The 25,908-nt window shown below is 58.2% G+C and carries 21 protein-coding genes; 4 read left to right on the top strand and 17 right to left on the bottom strand.

Annotated elements, in window-relative coordinates:
* Positions 1 to 67: 67 nt before the first annotated feature.
* The 6 genes from ACVCAM_RS16010 to ACVCAM_RS16035 form a co-directional block, all read right to left on the bottom strand.
* Complete coding sequence (locus tag ACVCAM_RS16010; RefSeq protein WP_025912819.1) at positions 68 to 943, bottom strand: 4Fe-4S binding protein; 876 nt, start codon at positions 941 to 943, stop codon at positions 68 to 70.
* A complete protein-coding gene (locus ACVCAM_RS16015) occupies positions 943 to 1,731 on the bottom strand; it encodes a dimethyl sulfoxide reductase anchor subunit family protein (protein ID WP_348582017.1) in 789 nt (262 codons plus the stop codon). Before ACVCAM_RS16015 ends, ACVCAM_RS16010 begins: the two co-directional genes overlap by 1 nt.
* Entirely contained in the window at positions 1,724 to 2,353 is a 630-nt protein-coding gene (locus ACVCAM_RS16020; RefSeq protein WP_025912820.1) for a DMSO/selenate family reductase complex B subunit, read from the bottom strand. Before ACVCAM_RS16020 ends, ACVCAM_RS16015 begins: the two co-directional genes overlap by 8 nt.
* A complete protein-coding gene (locus ACVCAM_RS16025; RefSeq protein ID WP_025912821.1) occupies positions 2,350 to 4,728 on the bottom strand; it encodes a DMSO/selenate family reductase complex A subunit in 2,379 nt (792 codons plus the stop codon). The genes ACVCAM_RS16020 and ACVCAM_RS16025 overlap by 4 nt, the downstream gene beginning before the upstream one ends.
* Positions 4,729 to 4,814: 86 nt before the next feature.
* Positions 4,815 to 7,142 carry a peptidoglycan glycosyltransferase PbpC gene (gene pbpC, locus ACVCAM_RS16030; protein ID WP_025912822.1) on the bottom strand — a complete coding sequence of 776 codons (2,328 nt, stop codon included), beginning with the start codon at positions 7,140 to 7,142 and terminating at the stop codon, positions 4,815 to 4,817.
* A gap of 1 nt (position 7,143) precedes the next feature.
* Positions 7,144 to 12,096, bottom strand: coding sequence for an alpha-2-macroglobulin family protein (locus ACVCAM_RS16035; RefSeq protein ID WP_025912823.1), 4,953 nt, complete (start codon positions 12,094 to 12,096; stop codon positions 7,144 to 7,146).
* A 288-nt stretch (positions 12,097 to 12,384) separates the two neighbouring features.
* On the opposite strand from ACVCAM_RS16035, the gene ACVCAM_RS16040 reads away from it, so the two are divergent.
* From ACVCAM_RS16040 to ACVCAM_RS16055, 4 genes are all read left to right on the top strand, one after another.
* The gene (locus ACVCAM_RS16040) at positions 12,385 to 13,929 is read left to right on the top strand and encodes a PTS transporter subunit EIIC (protein ID WP_220421227.1); all 1,545 of its coding nucleotides are present in this window, start codon (positions 12,385 to 12,387) and stop codon (positions 13,927 to 13,929) included.
* 12 nt (positions 13,930 to 13,941) lie between these two features.
* Positions 13,942 to 15,309, top strand: a complete 1,368-nt coding sequence (locus ACVCAM_RS16045) for a 6-phospho-alpha-glucosidase (RefSeq protein WP_407223588.1) — start codon at positions 13,942 to 13,944, stop codon at positions 15,307 to 15,309.
* Positions 15,310 to 15,399: 90 nt separating this feature from the next.
* Complete coding sequence (gene sseA / locus ACVCAM_RS16050; RefSeq protein WP_021241863.1) at positions 15,400 to 16,245, top strand: 3-mercaptopyruvate sulfurtransferase; 846 nt, start codon at positions 15,400 to 15,402, stop codon at positions 16,243 to 16,245.
* Positions 16,245 to 17,015 (top strand): MurR/RpiR family transcriptional regulator, encoded by a 771-nt coding sequence (locus ACVCAM_RS16055; protein WP_021241864.1) that lies wholly within the window; start codon positions 16,245 to 16,247, stop codon positions 17,013 to 17,015. Before sseA ends, ACVCAM_RS16055 begins: the two co-directional genes overlap by 1 nt.
* Before the next feature lie 17 nt (positions 17,016 to 17,032).
* On the opposite strand, the gene sseB is transcribed toward ACVCAM_RS16055, so the two are convergent.
* The 11 genes from sseB to trmJ all read right to left on the bottom strand — a co-directional run bounded on the left by sseB (position 17,033) and on the right by trmJ (position 25,828).
* The gene (gene sseB, locus ACVCAM_RS16060; RefSeq protein WP_407223589.1) at positions 17,033 to 17,809 is read right to left on the bottom strand and encodes an enhanced serine sensitivity protein SseB; all 777 of its coding nucleotides are present in this window, start codon (positions 17,807 to 17,809) and stop codon (positions 17,033 to 17,035) included.
* Between the two features lie 141 nt (positions 17,810 to 17,950).
* On the bottom strand, positions 17,951 to 19,237 hold the full coding sequence (gene pepB / locus ACVCAM_RS16065; protein ID WP_025912825.1) for an aminopeptidase PepB: 1,287 nt from the start codon (positions 19,235 to 19,237) through the stop codon (positions 17,951 to 17,953).
* A gap of 60 nt (positions 19,238 to 19,297) precedes the next feature.
* Positions 19,298 to 19,498, bottom strand: coding sequence for a Fe-S cluster assembly protein IscX (iscX, locus tag ACVCAM_RS16070; RefSeq protein WP_003860650.1), 201 nt, complete (start codon positions 19,496 to 19,498; stop codon positions 19,298 to 19,300).
* A gap of 1 nt (position 19,499) precedes the next feature.
* Positions 19,500 to 19,835: an ISC system 2Fe-2S type ferredoxin gene (fdx, locus tag ACVCAM_RS16075; RefSeq protein WP_003860652.1), complete on the bottom strand. Its 336-nt coding sequence runs from the start codon at positions 19,833 to 19,835 to the stop codon at positions 19,500 to 19,502.
* 1 nt (position 19,836) lies between these two features.
* Entirely contained in the window at positions 19,837 to 21,687 is a 1,851-nt protein-coding gene (gene hscA, locus ACVCAM_RS16080; protein ID WP_407223590.1) for a Fe-S protein assembly chaperone HscA, read from the bottom strand.
* Between the two features lie 14 nt (positions 21,688 to 21,701).
* Positions 21,702 to 22,217: a co-chaperone HscB gene (gene hscB, locus ACVCAM_RS16085; protein WP_008502155.1), complete on the bottom strand. Its 516-nt coding sequence runs from the start codon at positions 22,215 to 22,217 to the stop codon at positions 21,702 to 21,704.
* Between the two features lie 80 nt (positions 22,218 to 22,297).
* Positions 22,298 to 22,621 carry an iron-sulfur cluster assembly protein IscA gene (gene iscA / locus ACVCAM_RS16090; protein ID WP_008502156.1) on the bottom strand — a complete coding sequence of 108 codons (324 nt, stop codon included), beginning with the start codon at positions 22,619 to 22,621 and terminating at the stop codon, positions 22,298 to 22,300.
* A 13-nt stretch (positions 22,622 to 22,634) separates the two neighbouring features.
* Positions 22,635 to 23,021: a Fe-S cluster assembly scaffold IscU gene (iscU, locus tag ACVCAM_RS16095; RefSeq protein WP_003860661.1), complete on the bottom strand. Its 387-nt coding sequence runs from the start codon at positions 23,019 to 23,021 to the stop codon at positions 22,635 to 22,637.
* 24 nt (positions 23,022 to 23,045) lie between these two features.
* Positions 23,046 to 24,260 (bottom strand): cysteine desulfurase, encoded by a 1,215-nt coding sequence (gene iscS, locus ACVCAM_RS16100; RefSeq protein WP_008502157.1) that lies wholly within the window; start codon positions 24,258 to 24,260, stop codon positions 23,046 to 23,048.
* A gap of 119 nt (positions 24,261 to 24,379) precedes the next feature.
* A complete protein-coding gene (gene iscR / locus ACVCAM_RS16105) occupies positions 24,380 to 24,871 on the bottom strand; it encodes a Fe-S cluster assembly transcriptional regulator IscR (RefSeq protein WP_008502158.1) in 492 nt (163 codons plus the stop codon).
* Positions 24,872 to 25,102: 231 nt separating this feature from the next.
* Positions 25,103 to 25,828, bottom strand: coding sequence for a tRNA (cytosine(32)/uridine(32)-2'-O)-methyltransferase TrmJ (trmJ, locus tag ACVCAM_RS16110; RefSeq protein ID WP_008502159.1), 726 nt, complete (start codon positions 25,826 to 25,828; stop codon positions 25,103 to 25,105).
* Between the last annotated feature and the right edge of the window lie 80 nt (positions 25,829 to 25,908).

Genomic DNA, 25,908 nt, shown 5'->3' on the forward strand with positions numbered 1-25,908 from the left:
GATTATAAAGAGCTATAGCGCTATTGCCTATGGTTCTGCATAACATTTTTTTAAAATGAGACGAAGATTAGCAACAGTCCGGGTTTCGCATATCGTGTTGATGGTGAAAACAGAGCGGACACTGCTTTTCATCAGGCGTAAATGACCAGAAATGACGGTGGCACGTCAGGCAAACGGCTTCATATGCCAGTATGGCGACGTTTTTCGCCGTTCCTTCTGTTTGCGTCACTTTTATCGCCGCATGCTGGCATACCGCTTCGCAGCCGCAGCAACCGGTACAACGTCCGGTTTCGACGATCAGTTCAGCGTTCTCAAACCGAATCGCGTTTTCCGTACAACTCCGCCAGCACGCGCCGCACAATACGCACTTTCCGGCGTCGAGATCTATCTCTGCCTCACTAACCCCAGAAAACGCTCTGCGCAGTTCACGCTGACCGGGCACGACGCTACAGGTCCGGACATCCTCACGGGGAACGTGCATCAGCGCACGGCGGGCGATATTAACCTCGTTGACGGGGAAAAGTTTAAACGCCCATGCCGCTTCACCGCGTCGACGAAGCACAAGATTAAGCCGGGCAATCGCCAGCAGCCAGTCAGGATACTGCTCCACGTCGATACTGATAAAACGAACATGGTGCTGTGCATGCCAGAGCAGCAGTTCATTCACATCCGGCGCACGTTCAGTAAAAGGCCCGACAAGCGTATCGCCACACAAAAAGCGTTTTCGCGGCGTGATGCCGGTGATGGCCTCAGTGGGGCAAACAAACAGGCAGTCACCGCATTCAATACAGCGGTTCTCATCAACCGAGATATCTGCGTCCGTAAAAGAAAAAGCCTGCACGGGGCAAACGTCAGCGCAGGCGCAACAGGAAGCATGGCGAAAACGGCGACGGACGCACGCATGCGTCACGTCCATCGCCGGGCCAAACGTCAATCTGCCCATCAGTCAATACTGAAGAAAACGAAGCGCAGCATCAGCTCACCCGCAATCAGCAAGGCGCTGCCCAGCAGCATTGTGCCTCGCGCCGCTTTTAACCCGCCTGCAGCAAAGCACAGCATACCCACGACAGACACACACCAGCTCAGCAGATGCACGGTGCGCAGTTGTTGCAGCATCTGTAATGGCGCATGAGGGAACGTCACCACGGTGTTGTCCATAGCCGAGATGTCGGCCAGCCAGACGGGCTGCATCACCAGACGCACAAGCACCAGCAGCGTGATAATGACCACCGCCGCACGCAGAGTAGCCCGGGAACGCATCCCAACCGCCATGCAGGCTGAACCAATAATGCCCACCGAGCCGATAAACAGCACCAGCGTGTTGATATGCTGCCACGTCACCACGGACGCATGCATGTAGATCTGCGCCATGCAGAACACATCCACCAGCCCGACAAGGCCCGCCGCCGCCAGAAGCAGCTTCCAGCCTGGCTTTTTGGCGAACATCAGCAGCGTCGCGAGCCCCAGCGCCGCCAGGTAAAGGCTGGCAAAGATAATCTCACGGCTCAGCCAGGAGCTGGAGACATGGCGCAGCGCGTTGAGAGCATTGAGCGGATAGCCCATGTGCAGCGCCGAGGCGAGCAATCCGAGGCTTGCGAGCACAAACGCCCCGGCAGCAGGCAGAAGCGCGCTACGCTGCAAAACATGCGCCCCCCCGAACGCCAGCCAGAGCGTCACGCCTACCGAGCCCTGCAGGAACAGTGTAAAAATCAGCAGCGGTAACTCATGCATGGCGTTTGCCCTCTTTCTCTGCACTCTGATGCGCTTTGATCACCAGATTCGGTTTTGTGATGGAAGAATCAGGCAAGCCTTTCACGTCACAGACCGCACCATACTTCGCCCGCAGTTCATCAATCGGCCCGAATTTAATCGCTTCGAGTGGACAGGTTGCCACACAGACGGGCTGCTCCCCCTTCGCCTGCAGATCCACGCAGAAATCGCATTTTGACATCTGCCCGGTCTGCTCGTTGAGCTGTGGCGCGCCGTAAGGGCATGACCACGCACAGTAGCCGCAGCCGACGCACTTATCTGTATCAACGCGCACAATGCCGTCTCCAGGACGCTTGTGCATCGCCGTGGTCGGACAGTTTTTAGTGCAGATGGGGTCTGCACAGTGGTTACAGGAAATAGAGAGCGTGTAGGCAAACACATTGTTGCTGACGCCGCCCTGCCCGGTGGGGATGAAATTCCCGCCGTTGACTTCGTACAGGCGACGGAAACGACGTCCGACCTCAAGGTTGTTTTTATCTTTGCATGCCACCTGGCAGGCTTTACACCCTGAGCAGCGTGAAGAGTCGATATAAAAGCCCAGCTGTTTGTCGCTCACCGGCGCGTAGTGTTTAAACTGACTCATGCTTTTGCCACCTCCACCAGCATGGTTTGATGTGAATTCCCTTTCGCAAGCGCGGTAATACGAGCCGAACTGAGCACGTTCGCGCAGCCGCCTTTATCAATGCCCTTCTCATCCGGCTGCCACCAGGCACCTGCCTGCATGGCTACCACGCCAGGAATGATGCGCGGCGTAACCTCCGCCGGGATCTCACAAATGCCGCGTGCGTTATGGATACGCACGGTATCTCCCTGCGCAATGCCGCGCTTCTGCGCGTCCTGAGGGTTAATCCACAGCTTCTGCTGCTGTGCTTCAATTAACCACGGGTTGGCGTACTGGGTAGAGTTGGCGCGGTTTTTCCCTTTCCAGGTGATCAGCTGTAGCGGGAAGGTTTTTGCCAGTTCGTCTTCCGGCCCTTCGTGGGCAGGCACGTAGTGCGACAGCGCCGGAATTTCCGGGTGCTGCATGTCGTACAGACGCTTCGAGAAGATCTCAATTTTCCCGGACGGCGTCGGGAACGGATGATTTTGCGGGTCGCGAATATTGTCTTCAAAGGCGACAAACGGCGCGCTTTTGAAGAGATGCTGACGCGTCTTTTGCAGCGTCGCGAAGTCCGGCAGGTTTTCATCTGGCATGGAGAGCCGCGTCTGCTCCCAGATGTGCTCAATCCACGCCTTTTCGTCACGCCCTTCGCTGAATGCCGGTTCGACGCCAAGCTTAGCAGCGACCTCCCGCAGCCAGTCGTAGTCTGAACGGCGCTCAAATTCAGGCTCAATCAGCTTTTCCGACAGGATCAGATAGCTTGCAGTACCCCAGGTTTCGCCGATATTCCAGCGTTCCATAAAGCTGGTTTCCGGCAGGAGAAGATCGGCGTATCGGGCGCTCGGCGTCATAAACAGATCGCTCGCGACGATAAACTGGATTTTCGACTCGTCTTCCAGCACGCGGGTTGCCTGATGAAGATCCGGGTTCTGGTTAGCCAGATAATTGCCCGCCAGCGAGAAGAGGATGCGGATATTGCTGTCCAGCTTTTCGGCATCCTTCAGGCCGACGTCCGCCGTTACCTTAGAGGCATCGTCGGCGGCCTGCACCCAGTTCATCACCGATATTTTGGCTTTCACCGGGTTATCCGGCATCTCCGGGCCTGCGGCAAATTTACGGTTAGCACAGCCGCCGTAGCCTGCAGCCCAGCCGCCTTTCACCCCGACGTTACCCGTCAGCGTGGCCAGTATCGTCGAGCCGCGCGCGGTGCGCTCGCCGCAGTTATGGCGCTGCGGTCCCCAGCCCTGGATCAGCGCAGCGGGTTTGGTGGTTGCGTAGTCGCGCGCCAGCTGACGAATGGTTTGCGCAGGCACGTGGGTGATCTTCTCTGCCCACTCAGGCGTTTTTGCTACGCCATCTTTTGCCCCGTTCAGGTAAGCCATCAGGGATTCATTGGCCGGAACGCCTTCCGGCATAGCGTCTTCATCAAAGCCCAGGGTATAGCGCTGAATAAAGTCGCGATCGTGCAAGTTCTCCGTGACGATCACGTACATCATGGCGTCCATCAGGGCGTTATCGGTTGTTGGCAGCAGCGGGACCCACTGGTCAGCAAGGGAGGACACCGTATCTGAATAGCGCGGATCGACAACGATGAAACGGGTGCCGTTTTGCTTCATCTTCTGGAAGAAGTAGTTGCTGTGACCAAAAATCGTTTCCGTCGGGTTATGTCCCCAGAGGATGACCAGTTTGGTGTCCAGCAGCGTGTCCAGCGAGCTGCCGCTGGAGGCGGTGCCGTAGGTATAGGGCGTTGCCGCTGCGGTGTTGCCCATGCTGACCGAGTGATAGCTTTCGAGATAGCCGCCGGTTAAGTTGAGGAGACGACGAACCATTTTATCGCCGGAGAACGTTCCTCCCGAAACTGCGGTGCCAACATGCACATAGCGCGAAGCAGCACCGTATTTTTGCGTAATGGTTTTTAATTGATTCGCAATAAGCGTTGTGGCTTCATCCCAGGTAATACGTTCGAATTTTCCTTCGCCACGTTTACCCACGCGTTTCATTGGATATTTAAGCCGATCGGGATGATAAACAAATTTCCGATACGCGCGTCCGCGAACGCAGGCGCGCATCACCGGCATTTGAGGATCCAGTTCATTATCCGGACGCGTAGAGATGCGTGTGACCACGCCGTCGCTGACGTGCGCCCGAATATCGCATTTCCCGCCACAGTCAAAGGTGCTGCAGGTTTGAATGACTTTTTCTTCGGGTTCGTTCACTGCCGCAGGCATTGTCGCCGCCTGCGCTTTTCCGCCTTTTACCACAAACGGCAGAGCGGCAAGCGCGGACCCGGCCTGAATAAAGTGACGCCGGGAGAGAGCGGGATTAAGACTCTCTCTCAGTTTATTATTTTTTTTCATTGCTCGTTCCTTCAAATAAAAACGCATTCTCGTTTTTTTGCAGAACCGAACATTGATAATTATCAAGCTAACCCTTCTGGATTATTTTAATAAGCCATTTCGAAATTCACCGTCGCTATTTGACCGTTTTCATCCATTACTATTAATTGATATTCACCCGGCAAATATAATTTCAGTGAATATTTATATTCATGTCCCTCTAAAGGCTCGCCATTTAAAAACCACCATCGCTGCCCTTCTCCACCGCTGGTTGAGAGAGAAAGCGTTATAGTTGTCTCACCCGGAAGACGCTTGATGACGGCCCCCTCTCTGACCCCTGACAGCATAAGCGGCGCGATATTGCTGTTATCCAGAGGCGGACAAACTGTTGATGCTGCCGGGAGACGCGCCGCTCTTTTTTCCGAAGCGGGCAGCCACGGCTCCAGCGGCAGCGGCCAGACATCCAGGACTTTTTCAGTAGCATCCGGGCAATCTGCGGCCACGCGTTTGCCGGTTTTATCCAGCCAGACCGGGAAACGAATGCCGCGTATGCCCTCCTGTTCAGGGAGAAGCAGCGTGGGCGGTTCACTCCCTTCCAGCAGCCAGGTCGACAGGCGACGTCGACAGTTTTCACTGCCTTCCGGTAGCGACTGGCCGCCCGGCCAGCAGATCACGCCCCGCCCGACGCTCTCCGGACGCGGATCGCGCGGCAGGCGGGCTTCGTCTACCGTTGAACGTGACTGAAGCAGATTATTGACCTGGTTTAACAGCGGAACCGCGCTGGCAAACCCAAACTGTCCCGCCACGGGCGTGCCGTCCGGTCGTCCGGTCCAGATGCCTATCACATAACGGGCATTCAGACCGATGGCCCAGGCATCACGGTACCCGTAGCTGGTGCCGGTTTTCCACGCCAGCGGCGCAATCTGTGGCAGCGCATTGTCCGGCAGCGGCTGCGCTTCATTGGCAAGAATACGGCGAATAATCCACGCCGAGCCTGGCGATAACAGCGGGCGTTCAGTCAGCGGATCGCCCGGCTGTAACCGCAGCCTTCCCGCCTTACCGTGTCGGGCAAAGGCACTATAGGCCGCAGCGATATCTGCCAGCCGCGCGCCCGCCCCGCCGAGGATCAGAGACAAATTCGGCTGTGCCCCCGCAGGCAGGATCAGCGGCAAGCCTGCGTTGCTTAGCATCCCGGCAAATCGTTTTGGTCCGTAGGCTTCCAGCACCTGAACGGCCGGCAGGTTGAGGGAGCGGACCAGCGCTTCACTCATGCTGACCGGTCCATGGAACCCGCTGTCAAAATTCCCGGGACGATAATCACCGGTTTTTCGGGGAACGTCCTGAAGCAGCGAGGCGGGATGGATCAGGCCATCGTCCAGCGCCATGCCGTAGATAAAGGGTTTTAAGACCGATCCTGGGGATCGGATCGCATTGACCATATCCACATGGCTAAAACGCGTGTCATCGTTGATATCCACCGACCCAACCCAACCGCGCACTTTCATATCGGTATGATCGACCACGATCATCGCCAGCGAGCTGCGGGCCGGCAGGCGGGATTTCCAGTTCATCGCCAGCTCTTCCAGCTGCCGCTGCAGTCCGGCATCCAGCGTGGTGACAATTTTCGTGTCGCGACTTTTGCCGAGCATCATCCGAGCAAAGAGCGGCGCCAGCTGCGGCATCTGCCGGGGCGCCAGCCATACTGATTCTTCACGGGACTCTTTGACCTGCTTTGCGGACCAGACCCCCTGCGTCGCCATGCGGTCGAGCACTTTATTGCGCGCCGCTTCGGCCCGTTCAGGCCAGCGGTCCGGGCGTAATCGACTCGGTGCCTGCGGCAGCACCGCCAGCAGCGCCGCGTCGGAATAGCTGAGCTGCGACGGCGGCTTGCCCAGATACGTCCAGCTTGCCGCTCCCACGCCCTGCAGCGTACCGCCAAAGGGGGCGCGATTGAGATAGAGCGTCAGGATTTCGCGTTTGGAAAGATGCCACTCCAGCTGCATGGCACGCCAGAGCTGGCGAATTTTGCCGCCAAAGGTGCGCGGATGCGGGTCCAGCAGTCGCGCGACCTGCATGGTGAGCGTGCTTCCGCCAGAGATGACTTTCCCGGAACTGAGATCCTGCCAGGCGGCGCGCAGGACAGAGAGCGGGTTTACGCCGGGGTGATCCCAGAACCAGCGATCTTCATACTGGATCAGCGCCTCAAGATAACGGGGAGAGACCTCTTCGATCGTCACCGGATAGCGCCAGATCCCATCGCTATCGGCAAAACGCCAGAGCGGCGTGCCCTTCTCATCCACCACCACCCGGGCAGGGTTAACCTCTTTCAGCGGCAACGGCCACAGGCGGTCGGCAGCGATAATCAGCCCCCCTAAAACGAGAAGCGCTCCCGCCAGCCATAGCCAGCGGGAGCGTGTCAGACGTGCCATTCGCATATTACGGAACAACAATCAGCGGGCCGCTGGCCGCACCCGTTGCCCGCCACTGCGGCACATACATAGACTCGACCATCGGAACCGGCACCTGGTAGGTTCCCGGCGTCACGGCGCGCGCCAGATAAACCAGCGTGACCGGCTGACCTTCATTTACCGGCACGGCCGCCACAAAGCGGTCGTCGCGGAATTCCATATGCTGAATGTCCGCCTGCTGCATCTGGCTGAGCAGGTTCTGCACCTCACTGCCGCTGTCCTGCAGGCTGGCGCTGCTGCTTGCCAGGTTCTGGTTTTCCAGCTCCAGCCCCGCAGGCAGGAGATCTACCACCAGCGCGTCCGGCACGTTCTGGCTGGCTTTAACTTCCAGCCACACCAGCACCAGCTCGCCGCTCTTCAGCGAAGAGAGTGATTTCGTACTGCCGTCGGTTGCCAGGATATGACGTTCGACCTGCAACACGTTCGAGCTCGGCTGAGGGGCATATTCCGGATAACCGGTGCTGTCCAAACGTACCCAGAGCGGTGTCGTTCCGGTATTGGTGACCTGCAGCGCGCCAAGCTGGTCGCCGCTCACGTTTTGTACCTGCGCTTTATCGCCACCTGATGCGGAATCTGACAGGGAGGTTTTCGCCTGCCATGCACCTGACAGAGTTTGCAGCGAACGTCCGGCCAGGAACAGCGCGTTGCTCTCCTGAGTGGACAACCAGCGCTGGCTGAAGGCCTGTTCAGACAGGGCATTCAGCAGCGTATTTTGCGCATCCGGCAGCAGTTTGTACTCCTCCAGCAGGGAGAGCATCAGCGCGTTATCGCGAAGCTGGCTGCCGTAATCGGCCATCCAGGTTTTGCTGTCGTTGCGCGGCGTTTTGAGCGCCAGATCCAGCGCCTGCTGGCTGCGCGGGGCATCGCCCATCAGCCTGAGCGCCATGCCCAGCTGCATCAGCGGCAGGCCGGACGCCGCCTGATCGTGACGATCCCAGATTTCACGCAGCGCGCCCAGCGGCGCTTTTTGCTGACGAGCCAGCACCAGCGCGGCATAGGCCTGAACGGCAAATTTACTGGCCTGAGTATCATCGCTATAGCGAATGGACATCATGCCCGGGTCCTGCAGGTAGCGCAGCAGACGGCTATTGGCGTTATTTACCGCATCGGCAGGCACGCTATAGCCCTGCTCGCCCGCCCGCACCAGGAAGTCGGTCACGTAGGCCGTCAGCCAGTACTCTTCCGGACCGTTTTTATCCCACAGCGCAAAACCACCGTCTTCACGCTGCATCTGCAGCAGACGGGAAATACCGATATCAATGGCGGCACGGCGTTTATCGTCCGTATCACCTTTGATACCAAGCGCCGTCAGCTGCGCCGCGTTGGTGTAGAGCGACGGGAACAGGCCGCTGGTGGTCTGCTCCAGGCACCCATACGGATAGGCCTGCAGTTCGCGAATATAGCGCGCCAGGTTGAGCGGTGGTTTGCCGCTCAGCAGCAGTTGCCCCTGCAGAGTGGCAGGAGAGAAACCGTTACTGTGCTGCGCCGGTGCGGTCCAGGATTCGCCAGGGTTGAGCATGGCACCGGTATTCACCGTCTGTGCCGGAAATGCCGGACGCACGCCGATTTTCCAGCTCTTCTGCTGTGGTGCAAAGGTCTCGCCCGGAAGCTGCAGGCCGGTAACCTGTGCTGTTACCTCTCCGTCACCATACCCCTCCAGCGCACGCACCGGAATAAACAGGGTGGTCCGCGCCCCCGGAGGCAGCTGCACCGGCTGCGGCTGTCCACCTTCCAGCGACAGTTTGCCTGTCGCGGTCAGGGCAACGTTCAGCGTTTGCGGCTGGTCGGTCAGGTTGGTGAGATCCAGCGTCAGGCGTGAGGTGTCTCCACTTGCCAGGAAGCGCGGCGTGTTGAGCTCAGTAATAACCGGCGCGGCCACCACAACCTTGCTTTCGCTGCTGCCGAAATCGTCTTCTGTCCAGGCCTGCGCCATCAGACGCAGTTCGCCGTTGAAATCACCAATCGGCAGCGTAATCGTGCCTTCCCCGTTGACATCCAGCGTAACCGGCTGTGCCTGCTGGGCAATGATGGTGACGTGGTTCACCGGCGGTTTGCCGCCGCGCTTCAGTTCATCCCCATCGCCACCGAAGCGCAGCGCGGCCAGACGGCCCTGCCCTTCAATGACCTGGCCGTATATATCGTAGATATCCGCGCCGTAACGCTTCTGGCCAAAGAAAGCCTGCCACGGATCCGGCGTGACGTAATCGGTAATGTTCAGCACGCCGCTGTCCACCGCCGAGACCAGCACGTTCACCTTCTGCGGCACGGCCCCCTCTTTCACGCTGGCTTTCACCTTCACCGAGAGCGTCTGGTTTGGACGCATTTTCTGCGGGTTATCGAGCGCAATATTCAGACGGCGATTTTCATCGCCCATCGGCAGATGCAGCAGACCGACCGCACGTTTCGGCGTGGCGGATTTGGATTTATCTCCGGGACGTACCACCAGCGTACTCAGGTAGAGGTCGTGACGCTTCCAGGCCTTGTCGACCGGGATAGCGAGATCCAGTCCGTTTGCCGGTACGTCGATCTCTTTCCACCACAGCGGCCCTTCGCTGGACTCGATCATCGCATAGCCCTTGCCTGCGGCCGGCGCGGCGATGTGCAGTTGGATGGTGTCGCCCGGCTGATAGGCTGGCTTATCCAGTTTCAGCGTCACGCGGTCAGGGCGCGCGGCCCCAGTGCCATCGCTGTTATCCTGCCAGCTGTAGCCTGCCCAGAAGCGCACGCTGCTGACCATTTCATCAGGCGCTTTGACTTCCAGACGATAAGAGCCCCACTCTACCGGGAAGGTAACTTTACCCGTTTCATCGGCCTTAAGCGTCAGCTCCTGCTCGCCTTCGACGAGGTCTTTCTGATCGAACTGAGACTGCCAGCCTTCGCTCTCAGACCAGTTCCAGAAGTAGTCCCGACGCTCGCGAATCAGACGAACCTGTAACCCGGAAACGGCCTTTTTCGCGCCGCTGGCATCGGCATACACGATGTCGAAACTGGCGTTGCCGTTCTCATCAACAATCGGCTGGTTGACGGTCGTATCGGTGCGGTAGTCGTAAACCGCCTTGCTGGCGAACTGAGGGCGAATACCCGGCAGCTCAGCCGCCGGCCAGATAGCCTGCTCAGCGCGACGCGTCACCGGACGACCACCTGATTCCAGCAGGCTGGCCTGCAGGATCAGCTGCAGCGGAGAGTGCACGTCTTTCCACTGGCTTTCGGTAGAAACCTGCCCACGCCCCTGCTCGTCCAGCGTAAGCTGAACTTCATCCAGGCTGCGGCTCAGGTTCTCTTCGGCGATATCACCAAACTGGAAGCCCGGCAGCGCGGCCACCGCGTCACGCAGCGGACGCAGGAAGAGCTGGCCCTGCAGAGAGTTACCGTTGGCCGGTGCGCCATACAGGTAATAGCCGACCACGTTAAAGTCGACGTTATCCTGCGGTGAAACCGGCGTTTTTTGTCCGCTCAGGTTGAGCGCCATGCGCTCTGGCATGAAGTCTTCGACGTGGAAGTCCCACAGGCGCTGCAGGTTATCGCCCGTGTTGGCGCGGATATGCCACATGCCGGTCTGCGCCCCGCTGTCCAGCGGGTAGTTGAATCGGTAGAGACCGTTTTCAGGCTGAACAACGATCGAGCGAGCCACCTGACCGTCAGGGCGCAGCACGTCAAGCTTCACGGGCTGATCGGGAAGCGGCTTACCGTCACTGTCGCGCAGCAGGCCGTTGAGGATCACCGTTTCGCCCGGGCGATAGAGATCGCGTGGGCCAAACATGAAGAATTGCTTGCTGTAGCCCGGGCTCCCGGCAATATCAAACTCCGCCAGATCAAGAGCCGGTAGCTTGAGGTCAAGCAGCGTGGTCTGGCCGTCTTTACTCGCCAGAATCAGGGCAGCCTCTTTGTCGGTCTCAAGCTTTGCGTGGCCATCGCCGTCGCTTTTCGCTTCGGCAAGGGTCTGCCCTTTGTCATTCAGCAGGGTAACGGTAACCCCGGACTGCGCCGCACCGTTCTCCAGACTCTGGGTGAAGATGTCCAGGCGATTATGATAACGGTGAGCGGACAGGCCAATATCGCTTAAGGTAAAGAGCGTCGCGGCGTTGCTGTAGTTATAGTGCCCGGCCTGGTTCATGACCGCGATGTAAACCCCAGACTGCTGGAGCGGTTTAATATCCTTCAGGGGCAACAACAATTTTTCGCGCGTGTTGCGCGCCGGATTAAGATCGAAGCGACCGGTGTAAACCAGCTCCGCCATCTTTAGCAGGTTGTCGGATTCCCAGTTGGTGAGGGAGTTGCGGTATTCCCACTGGCTGACAAAAGAGGCCAGCGATTCCGGCTTCACGCGGTAGAAATTGACGTCCACGTTGTTGACGTTAAGCGCCATCACCGGCAACCCTTCCACCACCTTGCCCGGCAGCAGCGAGCCGCGGCTGGCAAACCCGACGGTAGGCTCGACGTCCCGGGTGGTGAGGGCTTTTTCATAATCAATGCCGAACGTCGCCTTATTCAGCGCCTGCAGGCCCCGTTCAACGGTGACGACCAGGTTGCGGTTGGGCTCCAGATGACGCAGGCGAAGCTCTTTCAGGTTAGGCGCAAGTTCCCACGCCCCGTCAACTTTGCCGCTTTTTTTGTCCACGACATGCACGGTTTTCGCGAAATCCTGATCGGGATTCAGCGGAACCGAGAATGTCAGCACCAGCGTGGCGGCACCGTCGAGCTGAACTTCAGAAGCATCCAGCAGGGTCAGCGCTTTTCCCTGACTCTGGGCGGCTAGCTTAGCCAGCGTTTCAGCATTTGGCTTTTCCGCGGCTTTTGGTGTGGATGCGGTGGATGCCGCGGGAGCCGCAGCCTGAGGTTTATCGTCGCTGTTATCACAGCCGACAAGCGTAAACGTAGTAAGCAGCGCAAGAGAGAGCGCGGCTAAGCGAAACGGTTTCATCCTTTGTCCCTGGCCCAGAGGGGGCCTGTTGGTCGTCGTCCGGATAAGTATTATCCGCAAGTTTCATTAATTCAAAAAGTCCAATTTTAGAATCTGGAAAACGCCTCGCAGAATGGCATCACGCCGCTACGCCGTGATGGAACCGCGATCACAGCGCATAACGTCACATGTTACCTTTCACGTCATTTGTTTTTAAAACAAGAAGATAGCTGGATAAACACATCTGAAGACTGCTAGTTTTATGACCATGACGCACCCCGAGTGCGCGGTTCAAAAAGAGAGAAAGCCATGAAACGAGCCGTGAACGCCCTACAAAATTTCGGAAAATCATTGTACGGACCGGTGCTTATCTTACCGATCGTCGGTCTGTTTATCGCCTTTGGTAACGTGCTGGGTAACGGTAATCTCGCCGAGTACCTGCCGTTTCTCGGTCATCCGCTGATTCAGCATCTTGGTCAGTTGATCGCAAAATCTGCCGTGTCGGTGCTGGTTAACCTGGCGCTGGTGTTTGCCGTCGGTATTCCGATTGGCCTGGCAACGCGCGATAAAGGATATGCCGCGCTGATTGGCCTGGTCACTTTTGTCGTATTCATCAACGCCATGAACGTCACGCTGCAGCTGCAGGGCGCACTGGCGCCAGCGGCGCAGATGAAAGCGGCCGGACAGACGCTGGTACTGGGCGTGCAGGTGCTGGAGATGGGGGTCTTTGCCGGGATACTGACCGGAGCGCTTTCCGGCTATCTGTACAACAAATATTCCGGCGTACAGTTTAACGGCGCGATGGCGATTTACTCCGGCCACTGTTTTGTCGCCATTGTGATGCTGCCCGTCTCCATGCTGCTCGGCGTGGTGTTGAGCGAACTGTGGCCCTTTGCCCAGCATGGCATTAGCGCCCTGGCGCTGGCCATCAAAGGCTCCGGGCCGTTTGGCGTGGCCATCTACGGTTTCCTGGAACGCATTCTGGTCCCCACCGGCCTACACCATCTGGTTTATACGCCGTTCCTCTATACCGAGCTGGGCGGCACGCAGGAGGTATGCGGCGCAACCTATCAGGGCGCGCGCAATATCTACTTTGCCGAGATGGCCTGCCCGGACGTGAAGCAGCTCAGCAGCACCGTGGTGTGGGACGCACGCGGCATCAGCAAAATGTTTGGCCTGCCTGCCGCGGCGCTGGCGATGTATATGACCGCCAGGCCAGAGCGTAAAGCGGCGGCGAAAGCGATTCTGATCCCGGCGGCACTGACTTCGCTGCTGGTCGGCGTGACCGAGCCGATTGAGTTCTCCTTCCTGTTTGTCGCCCCGCTGCTGTTCGTGGTGCACGCGGTGCTGACCGGCATCGGCATGATGCTGTTCTCGCTGCTGGGCGTTCACGCCATCGGCGCCAACGGGATTATCGACTTCATCCTTTACAACCTGCCGCTCGGCACGGCCAAGTCCAACTGGCCGATGTACATCTTTGTCGGGCTGATCATGTTCGCCCTCTACTTTGTGGTGTTCCGCTTCCTGATCCTGCGCTTCAACATGAAAACGCCGGGCCGTGAAGATGAGGACCAGGAGACGCGCCTCTACAGCAAGCAGGAGTACCAGGCGAAGGGCAATAACGACGGTCTGGGCGAGTCCATCGTGGTGGGGCTGGGCGGTCGGGAAAACATTGAAGTGGTGGACAACTGCTACACCCGCTTGCGCGTCACGGTAAAGGACGTCGCCATTATCGACGAGCCGCGCCTGAAGGCGACTGGCGCGAAAGGGATTATCAAACAAGGTAACAACGTTCAGGTGGTCTACGGGCTGCATGTCAAAAAAATGCGAGAAGCCGTTGAGACGTTTCTCTGAAAGGAGCTAAAGATGTTAACACCCCCATTCATTCTGTCGATTGCCGGCGGCGGCAGCACCTACACGCCGGGCATTGTGAAAAGCCTGATGGTGCGCCTGCAGGATTTCCCGCTGGCCGAAATTCGCCTTTACGATATCGACGAAGCGCGTCAGAACACCATTGCGCCGGTCGTCGAGAAGGTCATTCGCGACCACAGTCAGCGCATCACATTTACCGTCACCAGTGACCCGGAAGTGGCCTTTAGCGGCGCGCATTTTGTCTTCGCCCAGATGCGCGTCGGCCAGTACAAAATGCGTGAGCAGGATGAGAAGATCCCGCTGCGTCACGGCGTGGTGGGCCAGGAAACCTGCGGCCCCGGCGGGCTGGCTTACGGCCTGCGCACGATCCTGCCGATGGTGGAGCTTATCGATCTGGTCGATCGCTACGCGCATGAGAAAGCCTGGATCGTGAACTACTCCAACCCTGCCGCGATCGTCGCGGAAGGCATGCGCCGCCTGCGCCCGAACGCAAGGGTGCTGAACATCTGCGATATGCCGGTTGCCGCGATGCGCAATATGGGCGCCATTCTGGGCGTGGATCGTCATAAACTGGAAGTGGACTACTTCGGCCTGAACCACTTCGGCTGGTTTACCCGCGTGCTGGTGGACGGCGAAGACAAGCTCCCGGCGCTGCGTAAGCATATCGCGAAGTTTGGCCTGCTGACGGAAGATGCGGCTAAAACCGACCCGCAGCACTCGGATCCGTCGTGGGTGAAAACCTGGCGCAATATCAAGCCGATCATGGACAACTTCCCCGAGTATCTGCCGAACCCGTATCTGCAGTATTACCTGATGCCGAACCAGATTGTGGCGCATCAGAACCCGGACTATACCCGCGCCAACGAAGTGATGAACGGGCGCGAGAAAAAGCTGTTCGCCGCCGCCGAAGAATATCAACGCACCGGAATTTTACCGGATGCCTTCCACGTGGGCGTCCACGGTGAATTTATCGTTGACGTCGCCTGTTCGCTGGCGTTCAACCTGCGAAGCCGCCATCTGGTGATGGTGGAAAACCGCGGGGCGATTACCAACCTGCCGTACGATGCGGTGGTGGAAGTTCCCGCTTATATCACCGCCGAAGGCCCGGAACCGATTCGCGTCGGCCAGGTGCCGCTGTTCCATCAGACCCTTTTGCAACAGCAGCTCGCGTCTGAACAGCTTCTGGTAGAGGCGACAATCGAAGGCAGCTATGAAAAAGCGTTGCAGGCATTTACCCTGAACCGCACCGTGCCGACCATGGAACATGCAAAAGCGATTCTGGATGAGATGATTGAAGCCAACCGCGACTACTGGCCAGCGCTGCAAAAAGCCTGGCAGGACGGCGAACCGGTGAAAAAATAGGGGCTTGCTCGCGAGTTGAACGTGGTTTGCTTGTCGGTGTCAGAAAAAACACCGACAATCCTTTTTTACGGAAAAGAATGGAGGCAACCCATGTCCACCTCATATTTTGTCGCTGCCGACTGGCTGATTGAGCACGGCGACGATCCGGAAGTGCAGATTATCGACGCGCGTATGGCCCCTCCGGGACAAGAGCATCGTGACGTGCCCGGTGAATACCGTGCCGGGCATCTGCCGGGTGCGGTATTTTTTGATATCGAAGCTCTCTCCGATCACACCTCTCCCCTGCCGCACATGCTGCCGCGCCCGGAAGCGTTTTCCGTGGCGATGCGCGAGCTGGGCATCAGCAAAGACAAACACCTCGTTGTCTATGACGAAGGGAACCTCTTCTCCGCGCCGCGCGCGTGGTGGATGCTGAAAAACTTCGGCGTGGAAAAAGTTTCGATTCTGGCGGGCGGCCTCGCGGGTTGGAAGCGTGACGAACTGCCGCTTCAGCAGGGTGACGTCACGCTGCCGGAAGGCGAGTTCGATGCCACGTTCGACGCACACGTGGTAAAACGCCTGACCGACGTGCTGGTTGTAAGCCACGAAAAAACGGCCCAAATCGTTGATGCCCGCCCTGCGCCACGCTTCAATGCCGAGGCGGATGAACCGCGTCCGGGGCTGAAGCGTGGACATATTCCGGGCGCGCTGAACGTGCCGTGGGGCGACCTGGTGTTTGAGGGCGAGCTGAAAACCACCGACGAGCTGCGCGCCATTTTTGAACGTCAGGGCGTGGATTTGCATCGTCCGATTATCGCCAGCTGCGGTTCCGGCGTAACGGCCTGCGTGGTCATTCTGGCGCTCGCCACGCTCGGCGTAAGCGACGTCACGCTCTACGACGGTGCCTGGAGCGAATGGGGCGCGCGTGACGACCTGCCGGTTGAACCCGCGAAATAATGGATAACCGCCTGGCCACGCTGTTAACGCGCGGGGCGTCATTGACCCGCGCCGAGTATCGCGTCCTCGCCCACCTCACGGAGCATCCGCTGCTGGTGGGCAACATCACGGTGCGCGAGCTGGCGCAGGCGACGTTTGTTTCTACCGCCACCATCATGCGACTGTGCCAGAAGCTGGGGTTCAGCGGCTTCAGCGAGTTTATCTGGCACTGCAAGCAGCTGCTCTCCGACACGCCGCATATTGCCGCTCAGGCGCAGTCGCGTCCTGAACTCCCGGTGCTGTTTAACCAGTTTATCGCCAACTATCAGCACACCTTTCAGTGGGTTACCCAGGACAAACGCCAGCAGTTTTCCGACCTGCTGCGCCAGAAAGAGAGCTTCTTTCTCTACGGGGCCGGGTTTTCTTATCTGTTTGCGGAGTACCTGACCAAGAAGCTACAGGTAATGGGCAAAACGGCGTTTATCTCCGGACCGGGCGACAGCCGGAACATTTTTCTCAGCAATGCCGCCCGCTATCAGGTGTTTATTGCCGTCTCGCGCAGCGGCGAAACGGAGCAGGTGCTGGATAAAGCGCGGATAGCCAAAAACGTCGGCATGACGATCGTCGCGTTTACCCGCGCCTCGGCCAACACGCTGGCGGAGATGGCCGACGTGCACTTTGCGCTCTATGACGAAGCGGTACACTTCGCCGCCGAAGCCGCAGGGGTGACGTCGTTTGAGTCGAATCTGGTGCTGCTGATGGATTTACTGCTGCTGGAAGCAACGGGGTGATATTCACCCCGCTGTCATCAGATGATGCGGTTGGTCTTGAGATCGCGCAGGAAGCCGCCCCAGCGACGCTCGTAGAACGGCGTAATGTGCTCGGTAATAAAGTGGCTGATGCCCTTCTCACCGTTTTTCACCTGGCAGATATCAATTGGTTCATCGCCCGGTAGCGTGTCGGTCGCCACGCTGCCCGCTGCCTGAACGATCTCGTCGAAATCGCCATCAGCTTCAATACCGATCAACAGCACCGGCTTTTCGTCCGCGCGCTCTTTAATGGAGCAGAGAAACGCGCGCCTGACGGGCTTGAGCGTTTTGAACAGCGTCGTCAGGGAATCAATCATCTGCGCGGGTGGCTCGGCCACTTCAGAGAGCAGCAGCGTTTCGCCCCCTTCCAGCACTTCCTGCGTGCTGAGCGGGTTGCCCTCTTCGCCAATCAGGTGGCTGATTTCACGTGGCGTAAACTCTTTCCCGGTCGGCAGCTTCGCGTTCAGGAACAGCGTCTGGCCGAGCGTCATTTCAAACAGGGTACGCACCGGCATCACCACGAACGCCTGTTCGTCTTCTACCGCTTTCTGCAGCGCTTCCAGCGAGGTGAAGAACGGGATCACCGACGTGCCGTCGTCTTCCTCCCAGTGCAGCAGATCCAGCGCGCTGTCTTCTACGACCTGTTCACCTTCCGCGGCGGTACCCGGCACCCAGACGGTGGATTCCAGCAGCGTGCGGAAAAAGGCCGGACGGTGGGCGGGTTCGGTCGCCGCCTGCTCCAGCAGGGTTTCTAATTCGTTTTTGGTATCTGACATAGTTTGGCTACTTCAAATAACGCCGGGTGGCGCTTCGCTTACCCGGCCTACAAAACCGTAGGCCCGTGCAAGCGCAGCGCCGCCGGGCAATATGATGACGCCGAAGGCGCGCGTAAGCGTAGCGCCACCCGGCAAAAAAGATTACTCAGCCGTCAGCAGGTTCGCCACGGTACGCACGCCCAGACCGGTCGCGCCTGCGGACCACTGCTCAACCGCCGCTTTACGGTACGTCGCGGAGCAGTCGATGTGCAGCCAGCCCTCGTGGTAGTTCTCAACGAAGTGAGACAGGAAGCCTGCTGCGGTGCTTGCACCCGCCGGGTACGCCGCGCTGGCGGTGTTGTTCAGCTCGGCAAAGTTAGACGGCAGCTGGCTGCGGTGGAACTCGGCCAGCGGCAGGCGCCAGAACGGCTCGTTCTCTGCGGCAGCACTCGCCAGCAGGCGTGCGGCCAGCTTGTCGTCAAAGCTGAACAGCGCGTGGTAGTCGTTACCCAGCGCGGTTTTCGCCGCACCGGTCAGAGTCGCCATGTCGATGATCAGCTCAGGCTTCTGGGCAGATGCGTCGATCAGGCCATCGGCCAGCACCAGACGGCCTTCGGCGTCGGTGTTCATCACCTCAACGTTTTTGCCGTTGCGGTAGCGGATGATGTCGCCCAGCTTGAAGGCGTTACCGCTGACCATGTTGTCGGCGCAGCACAGGTACAGCTTCACGCGCTTGTTCAGACCGCGGGTAATCGCAAACGCCAGCGCGCCGGTGATGGTGGCCGCGCCGCCCATGTCGGACTTCATGGAGTCCATGAACGCGCTCTGCTTCAGGCTGTAGCCGCCGGTGTCGAAGGTGATGCCTTTACCTACCAGGCAGGCAAAGACAGGGGCGTCTTTATCGCCGGTTGGGTTGTAGTCCAGCGCCAGCAGCACCGGAGGACGCTCGGAGCCGCGGCCCACGGTGTGGATACCCATGTAGTTCTGCTCGCGCAGGTCTTCACCCTTGGTGATGCGGTAGGACATCTTGTCGCCCGCCACGCCGCACAGGAGATCCACGGCACGCTGCGCCAGCTGCTCAGGGCCTAACTCTTCCGCCGGGGCGTTAATGGTGTCGCGTACCCAGTCGATGATTTTCAGGCGGCTTTCCAGCTCTTTCTGACCGGCTTCGTCGAGGTTCGCCCACTCAATTTTGCGGGTGCCTTTCGGCCCTTTGTAACCCGCCCAGAATGCCCAGCTGCGGTCGGTGTCCCACCCTTCGCCTTCCAGCGAGACATGCTTAATGCCCAGACCGTCAATTTTACGCGCGGCGCGCTGGATCAGGCCCAAATCATCATTGCCCGTCAGGTGCAGGGTAATACCGTCGTTATTAATGCTGTAGGTGGCTTTCTCGCCCCAGCGCGCGTCGGCAGGCTGATTCGAGAGCGTAATCTTCATCGCTTCGGTCATTTTATTTTTCCTTATTAGCAACTAGCAAACGGGCCGCCTGAAGGCAGCCCGTTTTGTTATTTATTCTGCTTCATCTAACCAGACTAACAGAATCGCCTCCAGAATTTTTTCATTGGATGCGTTTGGATCGTCGTCGAAATCCTCTAAATCGCAGATCCACTGATGCATATCGGTGAATCGTACGGTCTTCGGATCGAGATCCGGGTTCGCGTCGTAGAGCGCTTCGCCGATTTCACGGCTGTCTGTCCACTTCAGTCCCATATTAATGCTCGCGTGCGTGGTTGATGGTGTAGCGTGGGAACTCCACGACCAGATCTTCATCGGTCACCGCTGCCTGGCAGCTTAAGCGGCTGTCTGGCTCCAGACCCCATGCTTTATCCAGCATGTCGTCTTCGTCTTCGGTGCTCTCGGCAAGAGAGTCAAAACCTTCACGCACGATGCAGTGGCAGGTGGTGCAGGCACAGGATTTTTCACAGGCGTGTTCCACTTCGATACCTGCACGCAGGGCTACATCGAGAATGGTTTCACCGGTCTTCGCTTCCAGAACAGCACCATCCGGACAGAGGTCCGCATGAGGCAAAATTACAATCTTTGGCATATTAAACCTCGTCCACGGACTGGCCTTTCAGCGCGACGCGGACAGATTTGTCCATGCGGCGAGCAGCAAAGTCCTGGGTTTGTTTATCAACGTTTTTAATGGCTTCTTCTATTGCGTCAGCGTCATTACCTTCGGCCACGGCGCTTAAGCGCGCGGCAGCGTCGTCAATCACCTGGCGCTCAGCGGCGCTTAACAGCGCGGCGTCGGCAGCGAGCGCGCCGTTCAGGCTCTCCAGCACGCGGGCGGCTTCAACTTTTTGTTCAGCCAGCATACGCGCCTTCACATCCTGCTCGGCGTAGCTCATTGAGTCCTGAATCATGGAGGCGATTTCGCCATCGGTCAGGCCGTAGGACGGCTTCACCTGAATGGACGATTCCACGCCGGTGGATTTTTCCATCGCCGTGACGCTCAGCAGACCGTCGGCGTCCACCTGGAAGGTGACGCGAATATGCGCCCCGCCCGCCGGCAGCGCCGGGATGCCGCGCAGCGCAAAGCGCGCCAGAGAACGGCAGTCCTGCACCAGCTCGCGCTCGCCCTGCATCACGTGGATGGACATCGCGGTCTGGCCGTCTTTAAAGGTGGTGAACTCCTGCGCGCGCGCCACCGGAATGGTGGTGTTACGCGGGATCACTTTCTCCACCAGGCCGCCCATGGTTTCTAAACCCAGCGACAGCGGGATGACGTCCAGCAGCAGCATTTCGCTGTCCGGCTTGTTGCCAACCAGAATATCGGCCTGGATCGCGGCGCCCACGGCAACCACTTTGTCCGGGTCGATGGAGGTCAGCGGCGTGCGGCCAAAGAATTCACCCACGCGCTCGCGCACCAGCGGCACGCGGGTCGAACCGCCCACCATGACCACTTCCAGCACTTCGCTAGCCTCAACGCCGGCATCTTTCAATGCGCGACGGCAGGCCAGTAAGGTGCGTTTCACCAGCGGGGCAATCAGATCGTTAAACTGGTCACGGGTGATGTCACCCTGCCAGCCCGCAACATTGACGATAACCGTCTGCGCATCGCTCAGGGCGATTTTGGCATCGATGGCCGCATCCAGCAGTTCACGCTGTATGCGCGCATCGCTGCGATCGCTGATGCCCGCCTGCTCGCGGATGTAGTCCGCCAGCAGATGGTCGAAATCATCGCCGCCCAGCGCGGAATCCCCGCCGGTCGCCAGCACTTCAAATACCCCGCGGCTCAGGCGCAGGATAGAGATATCAAATGTCCCGCCGCCGAGATCGTAAACCGCGATCACCCCTTCCTGACCGGAATCGAGGCCGTAGGCAATCGCCGCCGCCGTCGGTTCGTTCAGCAGACGCAGCACGTGCAGGCCCGCCAGACGCGCGGCGTCTTTGGTGCCCTGACGCTGTGCATCATCAAAGTAGGCAGGAACGGTGATCACCACGCCGTCCAGATCGCCGCCGAGCGTGGCCGTGGCACGCTCCGCCAGCGCTTTGAGGATGTCAGCGGAAACACGAATCGGGTTCAGCAGACCGGCCGCGGTCGCAATCATCGGCAGGCCGTTTTCACTGGCCTGCAGCTGATACGGCAGATGCGGGTAGCAGGTCTGAATATCGGCCAGCGAGCGGCCCATCATGCGCTTGACGGAGCTGATGGTGTTTGCCGGATCGCGCGCGGCGTTAGCGCGGGCGTCATAGCCGACCGCGTGACCCTGCTGCTGGTAGTGGACCACGGAAGGCAGCAGATGGCGGCACTGCTCGTCAGCCAGCGTTTCCGCCTGGCCGCTGCGCACGGTCGCCACGAGGGAATTGGTGGTGCCCAGATCGATACCCACCGCCAGACGACGCTGGTGCGGTGCGGCACTTAAGCCAGGCTCACTAATTTGTAATAAGGCCATAATTGCTTCCGAAATTAAAAATCGAGCAGCTTTTCTTCGAGTTGTTCAGCACTGCTTCGCAGTTTATCGAGAAAACGGAGTTTGCGCACAGTGTCTGCCGCCACGTCCCAGGTCTCGTTGTTCAGTTGCTCCACCATCTGCTGATGGCGGGTATCGAACATGCCCTTCACGCGCGTGATGAAGCTTTCCAGACGCGCTTCGTCTTTGGCCTGTTCAATCTCATCCAGCTCTTCGCGCAGCTCCAGCTGCTCCATCAGAAACGCCGTGTCGCGCACGGTGTGCTGTTCGCTCGCCAGATCAAAACCGTGGAGCGAGAGCAGATACTCAGCGCGCGCCAGCGGATGGCGCAACGTCTGCCAGGCCTGGTTGATGGTCGCGGATTGCGACACCGCAGCCAGCTGCTCTGCCTGAGTACCGCTCGCGAATTTGTCCGGATGGTACTGACGCTGCAGATCCTGAAAACGGATCGTCAGCGCCTGGAGATCGATCGGGTATTGAGCGGGTAGTCCGAAGAGAGTGAAGTAATCCATAACAATCTCAGGGGTAGCCTGTTAGAACAAACCCCACGCGTAGCGGGTAACGCCACGGTGGGGTTTCGGATGACGCGCGGTTAAACGTGGAAGCTTTCGCCGCAACCACACTCGTCTTTGACGTTCGGGTTCGTAAATTTGAACCCTTCGTTCAGGCCTTCTTTGACGAAGTCCAGTTGAGTGCCGTTGAGGAATTGCAGGCTTTTGCCATCGACCACCACCTTCACGCCCTTGTCTTCAAACACGATGTCGTCAGACGCCGGCTCGTCAACAAACTCCAGTACGTAAGCCATACCAGAACAGCCGGAGGTACGTACGCCCAGTCGCAGGCCAAAGCCTTTACCACGGTTCGCCAGAAAAGAGCTTACTCGCGCGGCAGCGCTGTCGCTAAGGGTAATCGACATACTCAAACCTCAATTATTTTGCTTCACGTTTGCTTTTGTAATCCGCAATGGCGGCTTTGATCGCGTCTTCTGCCAGAATTGAGCAGTGAATTTTCACCGGTGGCAGTTCGAGTTCTTCAGCAATATCCGTGTTCTTGATTGCCTGTGCTTCGTCCAGAGACTTGCCCTTCACCCATTCGGTGACGAGGGAGCTGGACGCGATAGCAGAACCGCAGCCGTAGGTCTTGAAGCGCGCGTCTTCAATGATACCTTCATTGTTGACTTTAATCTGCAACTTCATCACGTCGCCACACGCTGGCGCACCGACCATGCCGCTACCAACAGATTCGTCGCTGTTGTCAAAAGAGCCAACGTTGCGTGGGTTTTCGTAATGATCGATGACTTTTTCGCTGTATGCCATGATTGAATTCTCCTTATGTACCGATTAGTGATGTGACCATTCAATGCTGTTCAGATCCACGCCCTGTTTGAACATTTCCCACAGTGGAGAAAGGTCGCGCAGACGGCCAATGGAGTTGCGAACCAGCTTGATGGTGTAGTCAATCTCTTCTTCGGTAGTGAAACGACCTAAAGAGAAACGGATAGAGCTGTGTGCCAGCTCGTCAGTCATACCCAGCGCGCGCAGCACGTAGGATGGCTCAAGGCTTGCAGACGTACAGGCAGAACCGGAAGAAACCGCCAGGTCTTTCAGCGCCATGATCAACGACTCGCCTTCAACATAGTTGAAGCTGACGTTGAGGATGTTTGGTGCGCCCTGTTCGAGATCGCCGTTCAGATACACTTCTTCCATATCTTTCACGCCGTCCCACAGACGGTTACGCAGCGTGCGCAGGCGTGCCATCTCGGTTTCCATCTCTTCTTTTGCAATGCGGTAGGCTTCGCCCATGCCCACGATCTGGTGAACAGGCAGCGTACCGGAACGCATGCCGCGCTCGTGACCACCGCCGTGCATCTGTGCTTCGATGCGGATACGCGGTTTACGACGAACGTACAGCGCGCCGATGCCTTTCGGGCCATAGATTTTGTGGCCGGAGAAGGACATCAGGTCAACTTTCAGCTGGCTCAGGTCGATAGGCAGTTTGCCCACGCTCTGGGTCGCGTCCACGTGGTAGATGATACCGCGCGCGCGGCACATTTCGCCGATGGTCGCGATGTCTTGTACCACGCCGATTTCGTTGTTGACGTGCATGATGGAGACCAGAATGGTGTCATCACGCATGGCCGCTTCGAGCTCTTTCAGATCGATAATGCCGTTGCTCTGTGGCGCCAGATAGGTGACTTCGTACCCTTCACGCTCCAGCTGACGGCAGGTGTCCAGCACGGCTTTGTGTTCGGTTTTGCTGGTGATGATGTGCTTGCCTTTTTTCTGATAAAAGTTGGCTGCACCTTTGATCGCCAGGTTGTCGGATTCGGTCGCACCGGAGGTGAAAACAATCTCACGCGGGTCGGCACCCACCAGGTCAGCAATCTGATTACGGGCGATATCGACCGCCTCTTCAGCATGCCAGCCAAAACGGTGTGAACGGGAAGCTGGGTTACCAAAGTTTCCGTCCAGGGTCAGACACTGCATCATTTTCTCGGCAACACGCGGGTCCACCGGCGTGGTTGCGGAGTAATCGAGATAAATCGGTAATTTCATTGCTCTTTAAACTCCGTACATCGCTTCAATGCAAGGAATCAGGCAACCGGCTGGATGTACGACCGAGTACACGGGGCGAGTCTACGCCCCGGCCTGATTCTGAAATACTTATCGTTTTATTACGCGCGTAATTTGACGTCGATAGCGTCCTGCGCGCGGGTGCTGCGTTGGGAATCATGGCTGTGCTGACGCCCCGAAACATCCAGAACTTCCTGGTTATTCACCAGCTCACCGAGGGTGATGTTGTTCAGGAAGCCGGTCAGACGGTCGCTCAGATCGCGCCACAGCGCGTGGGTCAGGCATTTATCGCCGCCCTGGCAGCCGCCTTTACCCTGGCAACGGGTCGCGTCAACGGATTCGTCAACGGCGCTGATCACTTCGCCAACTGCAATACTGCCCGCGTCTTTACCCAGCAGATAACCGCCGCCTGGGCCACGAACGCTGGAAACCAGTCCATTTTTACGCAGTCTGGAGAACAGCTGTTCCAGATAAGAGAGGGAGATCCCTTGTCGTTCAGAAATATCAGCCAACGGAACCGGGCCCGCTTCGGAGTTGAGCGCAACGTCCAGCATCGCGGTCACGGCATAACGCCCTTTAGATGTCAGTCTCATGTCTTACTTAACCTCAAACTCGCCCCTGCCCGGGGTTTTTTATTGTAAAATGGGGTATTGCATAGCAGGGCCAAGTCTGACATTCCTGACTAAAATGGTCAACTATTTACTTGACTGTTTTAGTCAGGTATTTAACCTTCCGTGCCGTTTTTTGTCGGGTGACGCTTCGCGTACCCGACCGACGGTTTTGTAGGCTGGGTAAGCGAAGCGCCACCCGGCGAACAGACGACACTACTCTTTATTCTTCTGCTCAATCGACGCCAGGATCCCGCGCAGGATGTTCAGCTCCTGGCTTTCCGGACGCGCGCGGGTGAACAGACGGCGCAGCTTATTCATTACCTGCCCCGGGTGGCCTTCGCGGATAAAGCCGGTTGAGAGCAGCGTCTGCTCCAGGTGACCGTAGAAACGCTCAAGGTCGTCCACCAGCGGGTAAGCCGTCTCTTCTTTAGGCTCAACCTCTTTTTCCTGCGTTGCCAGCCACGCCATACGCACTTCATAGGCGATAACCTGCACCGCCATCGCCAGGTTCAGCGAGCTGTACTCCGGGTTTGCCGCAATCGCTACGTGATAATGACACTTCTGCAGCTCGTCGTTGGTCAGGCCAACGCGCTCGCGGCCGAACACCAGCGCAACCGGTGCTTGTTCAGCCTCAGAGACACTTTTCAGGCCGCATTCACGCGGATCGAGCATTGGCCACGGCAGCGTGCGCGAACGCGCGCTGGTACCGACAACGAGGCTGCAGCCGGCCAGCGCTTCGTCAAGGGTATCGACGATCTGGGCGTTGCCGATCACGTCGCTGGCTCCGGCCGCCAGGGCGATGGCCTGCGAGTCTGGCTTCACCAGCGGGTTAACCAGCCACAGGTTCGTTAAGCCCATGGTTTTCATAGCGCGGGCAACGGAGCCCATGTTGCCGGTGTGCGATGTTTCGACCAGCACGATTCGAATGTTTTGCAGCATAATTTTTAATGTCTGGATTCAGTGTCTGAAGAATATTCGGGCATATTATCATAAACGGGAGACATAATCCGATCCCGCTG

Source organism: Enterobacter sp. CFEC122 (assembly GCF_052983755.1).

Coding starts and splice junctions, on each gene's coding strand:
- sseB (WP_407223589.1), bottom strand. CDS start 17,809: ATGTCAGATACCAAAAACGAATTAGAAACCCTGCTGGAGCAGGCGGCG.
- ACVCAM_RS16015 (WP_348582017.1), bottom strand. CDS start 1,731: ATGCATGAGTTACCGCTGCTGATTTTTACACTGTTCCTGCAGGGCTCG.
- ACVCAM_RS16055 (WP_021241864.1), top strand. CDS start 16,245: ATGGATAACCGCCTGGCCACGCTGTTAACGCGCGGGGCGTCATTGACC.
- iscS (WP_008502157.1), bottom strand. CDS start 24,260: ATGAAATTACCGATTTATCTCGATTACTCCGCAACCACGCCGGTGGAC.
- ACVCAM_RS16035 (WP_025912823.1), bottom strand. CDS start 12,096: ATGAAACCGTTTCGCTTAGCCGCGCTCTCTCTTGCGCTGCTTACTACG.
- ACVCAM_RS16025 (WP_025912821.1), bottom strand. CDS start 4,728: ATGAAAAAAAATAATAAACTGAGAGAGAGTCTTAATCCCGCTCTCTCC.
- iscR (WP_008502158.1), bottom strand. CDS start 24,871: ATGAGACTGACATCTAAAGGGCGTTATGCCGTGACCGCGATGCTGGAC.
- ACVCAM_RS16045 (WP_407223588.1), top strand. CDS start 13,942: ATGTTAACACCCCCATTCATTCTGTCGATTGCCGGCGGCGGCAGCACC.
- ACVCAM_RS16040 (WP_220421227.1), top strand. CDS start 12,385: ATGAAACGAGCCGTGAACGCCCTACAAAATTTCGGAAAATCATTGTAC.
- sseA (WP_021241863.1), top strand. CDS start 15,400: ATGTCCACCTCATATTTTGTCGCTGCCGACTGGCTGATTGAGCACGGC.
- hscA (WP_407223590.1), bottom strand. CDS start 21,687: ATGGCCTTATTACAAATTAGTGAGCCTGGCTTAAGTGCCGCACCGCAC.
- ACVCAM_RS16010 (WP_025912819.1), bottom strand. CDS start 943: ATGGGCAGATTGACGTTTGGCCCGGCGATGGACGTGACGCATGCGTGC.
- iscA (WP_008502156.1), bottom strand. CDS start 22,621: ATGTCGATTACCCTTAGCGACAGCGCTGCCGCGCGAGTAAGCTCTTTT.
- iscU (WP_003860661.1), bottom strand. CDS start 23,021: ATGGCATACAGCGAAAAAGTCATCGATCATTACGAAAACCCACGCAAC.
- trmJ (WP_008502159.1), bottom strand. CDS start 25,828: ATGCTGCAAAACATTCGAATCGTGCTGGTCGAAACATCGCACACCGGC.
- fdx (WP_003860652.1), bottom strand. CDS start 19,835: ATGCCAAAGATTGTAATTTTGCCTCATGCGGACCTCTGTCCGGATGGT.
- pepB (WP_025912825.1), bottom strand. CDS start 19,237: ATGACCGAAGCGATGAAGATTACGCTCTCGAATCAGCCTGCCGACGCG.
- hscB (WP_008502155.1), bottom strand. CDS start 22,217: ATGGATTACTTCACTCTCTTCGGACTACCCGCTCAATACCCGATCGAT.
- pbpC (WP_025912822.1), bottom strand. CDS start 7,142: ATGCGAATGGCACGTCTGACACGCTCCCGCTGGCTATGGCTGGCGGGA.
- iscX (WP_003860650.1), bottom strand. CDS start 19,498: ATGGGACTGAAGTGGACAGACAGCCGTGAAATCGGCGAAGCGCTCTAC.
- ACVCAM_RS16020 (WP_025912820.1), bottom strand. CDS start 2,353: ATGAGTCAGTTTAAACACTACGCGCCGGTGAGCGACAAACAGCTGGGC.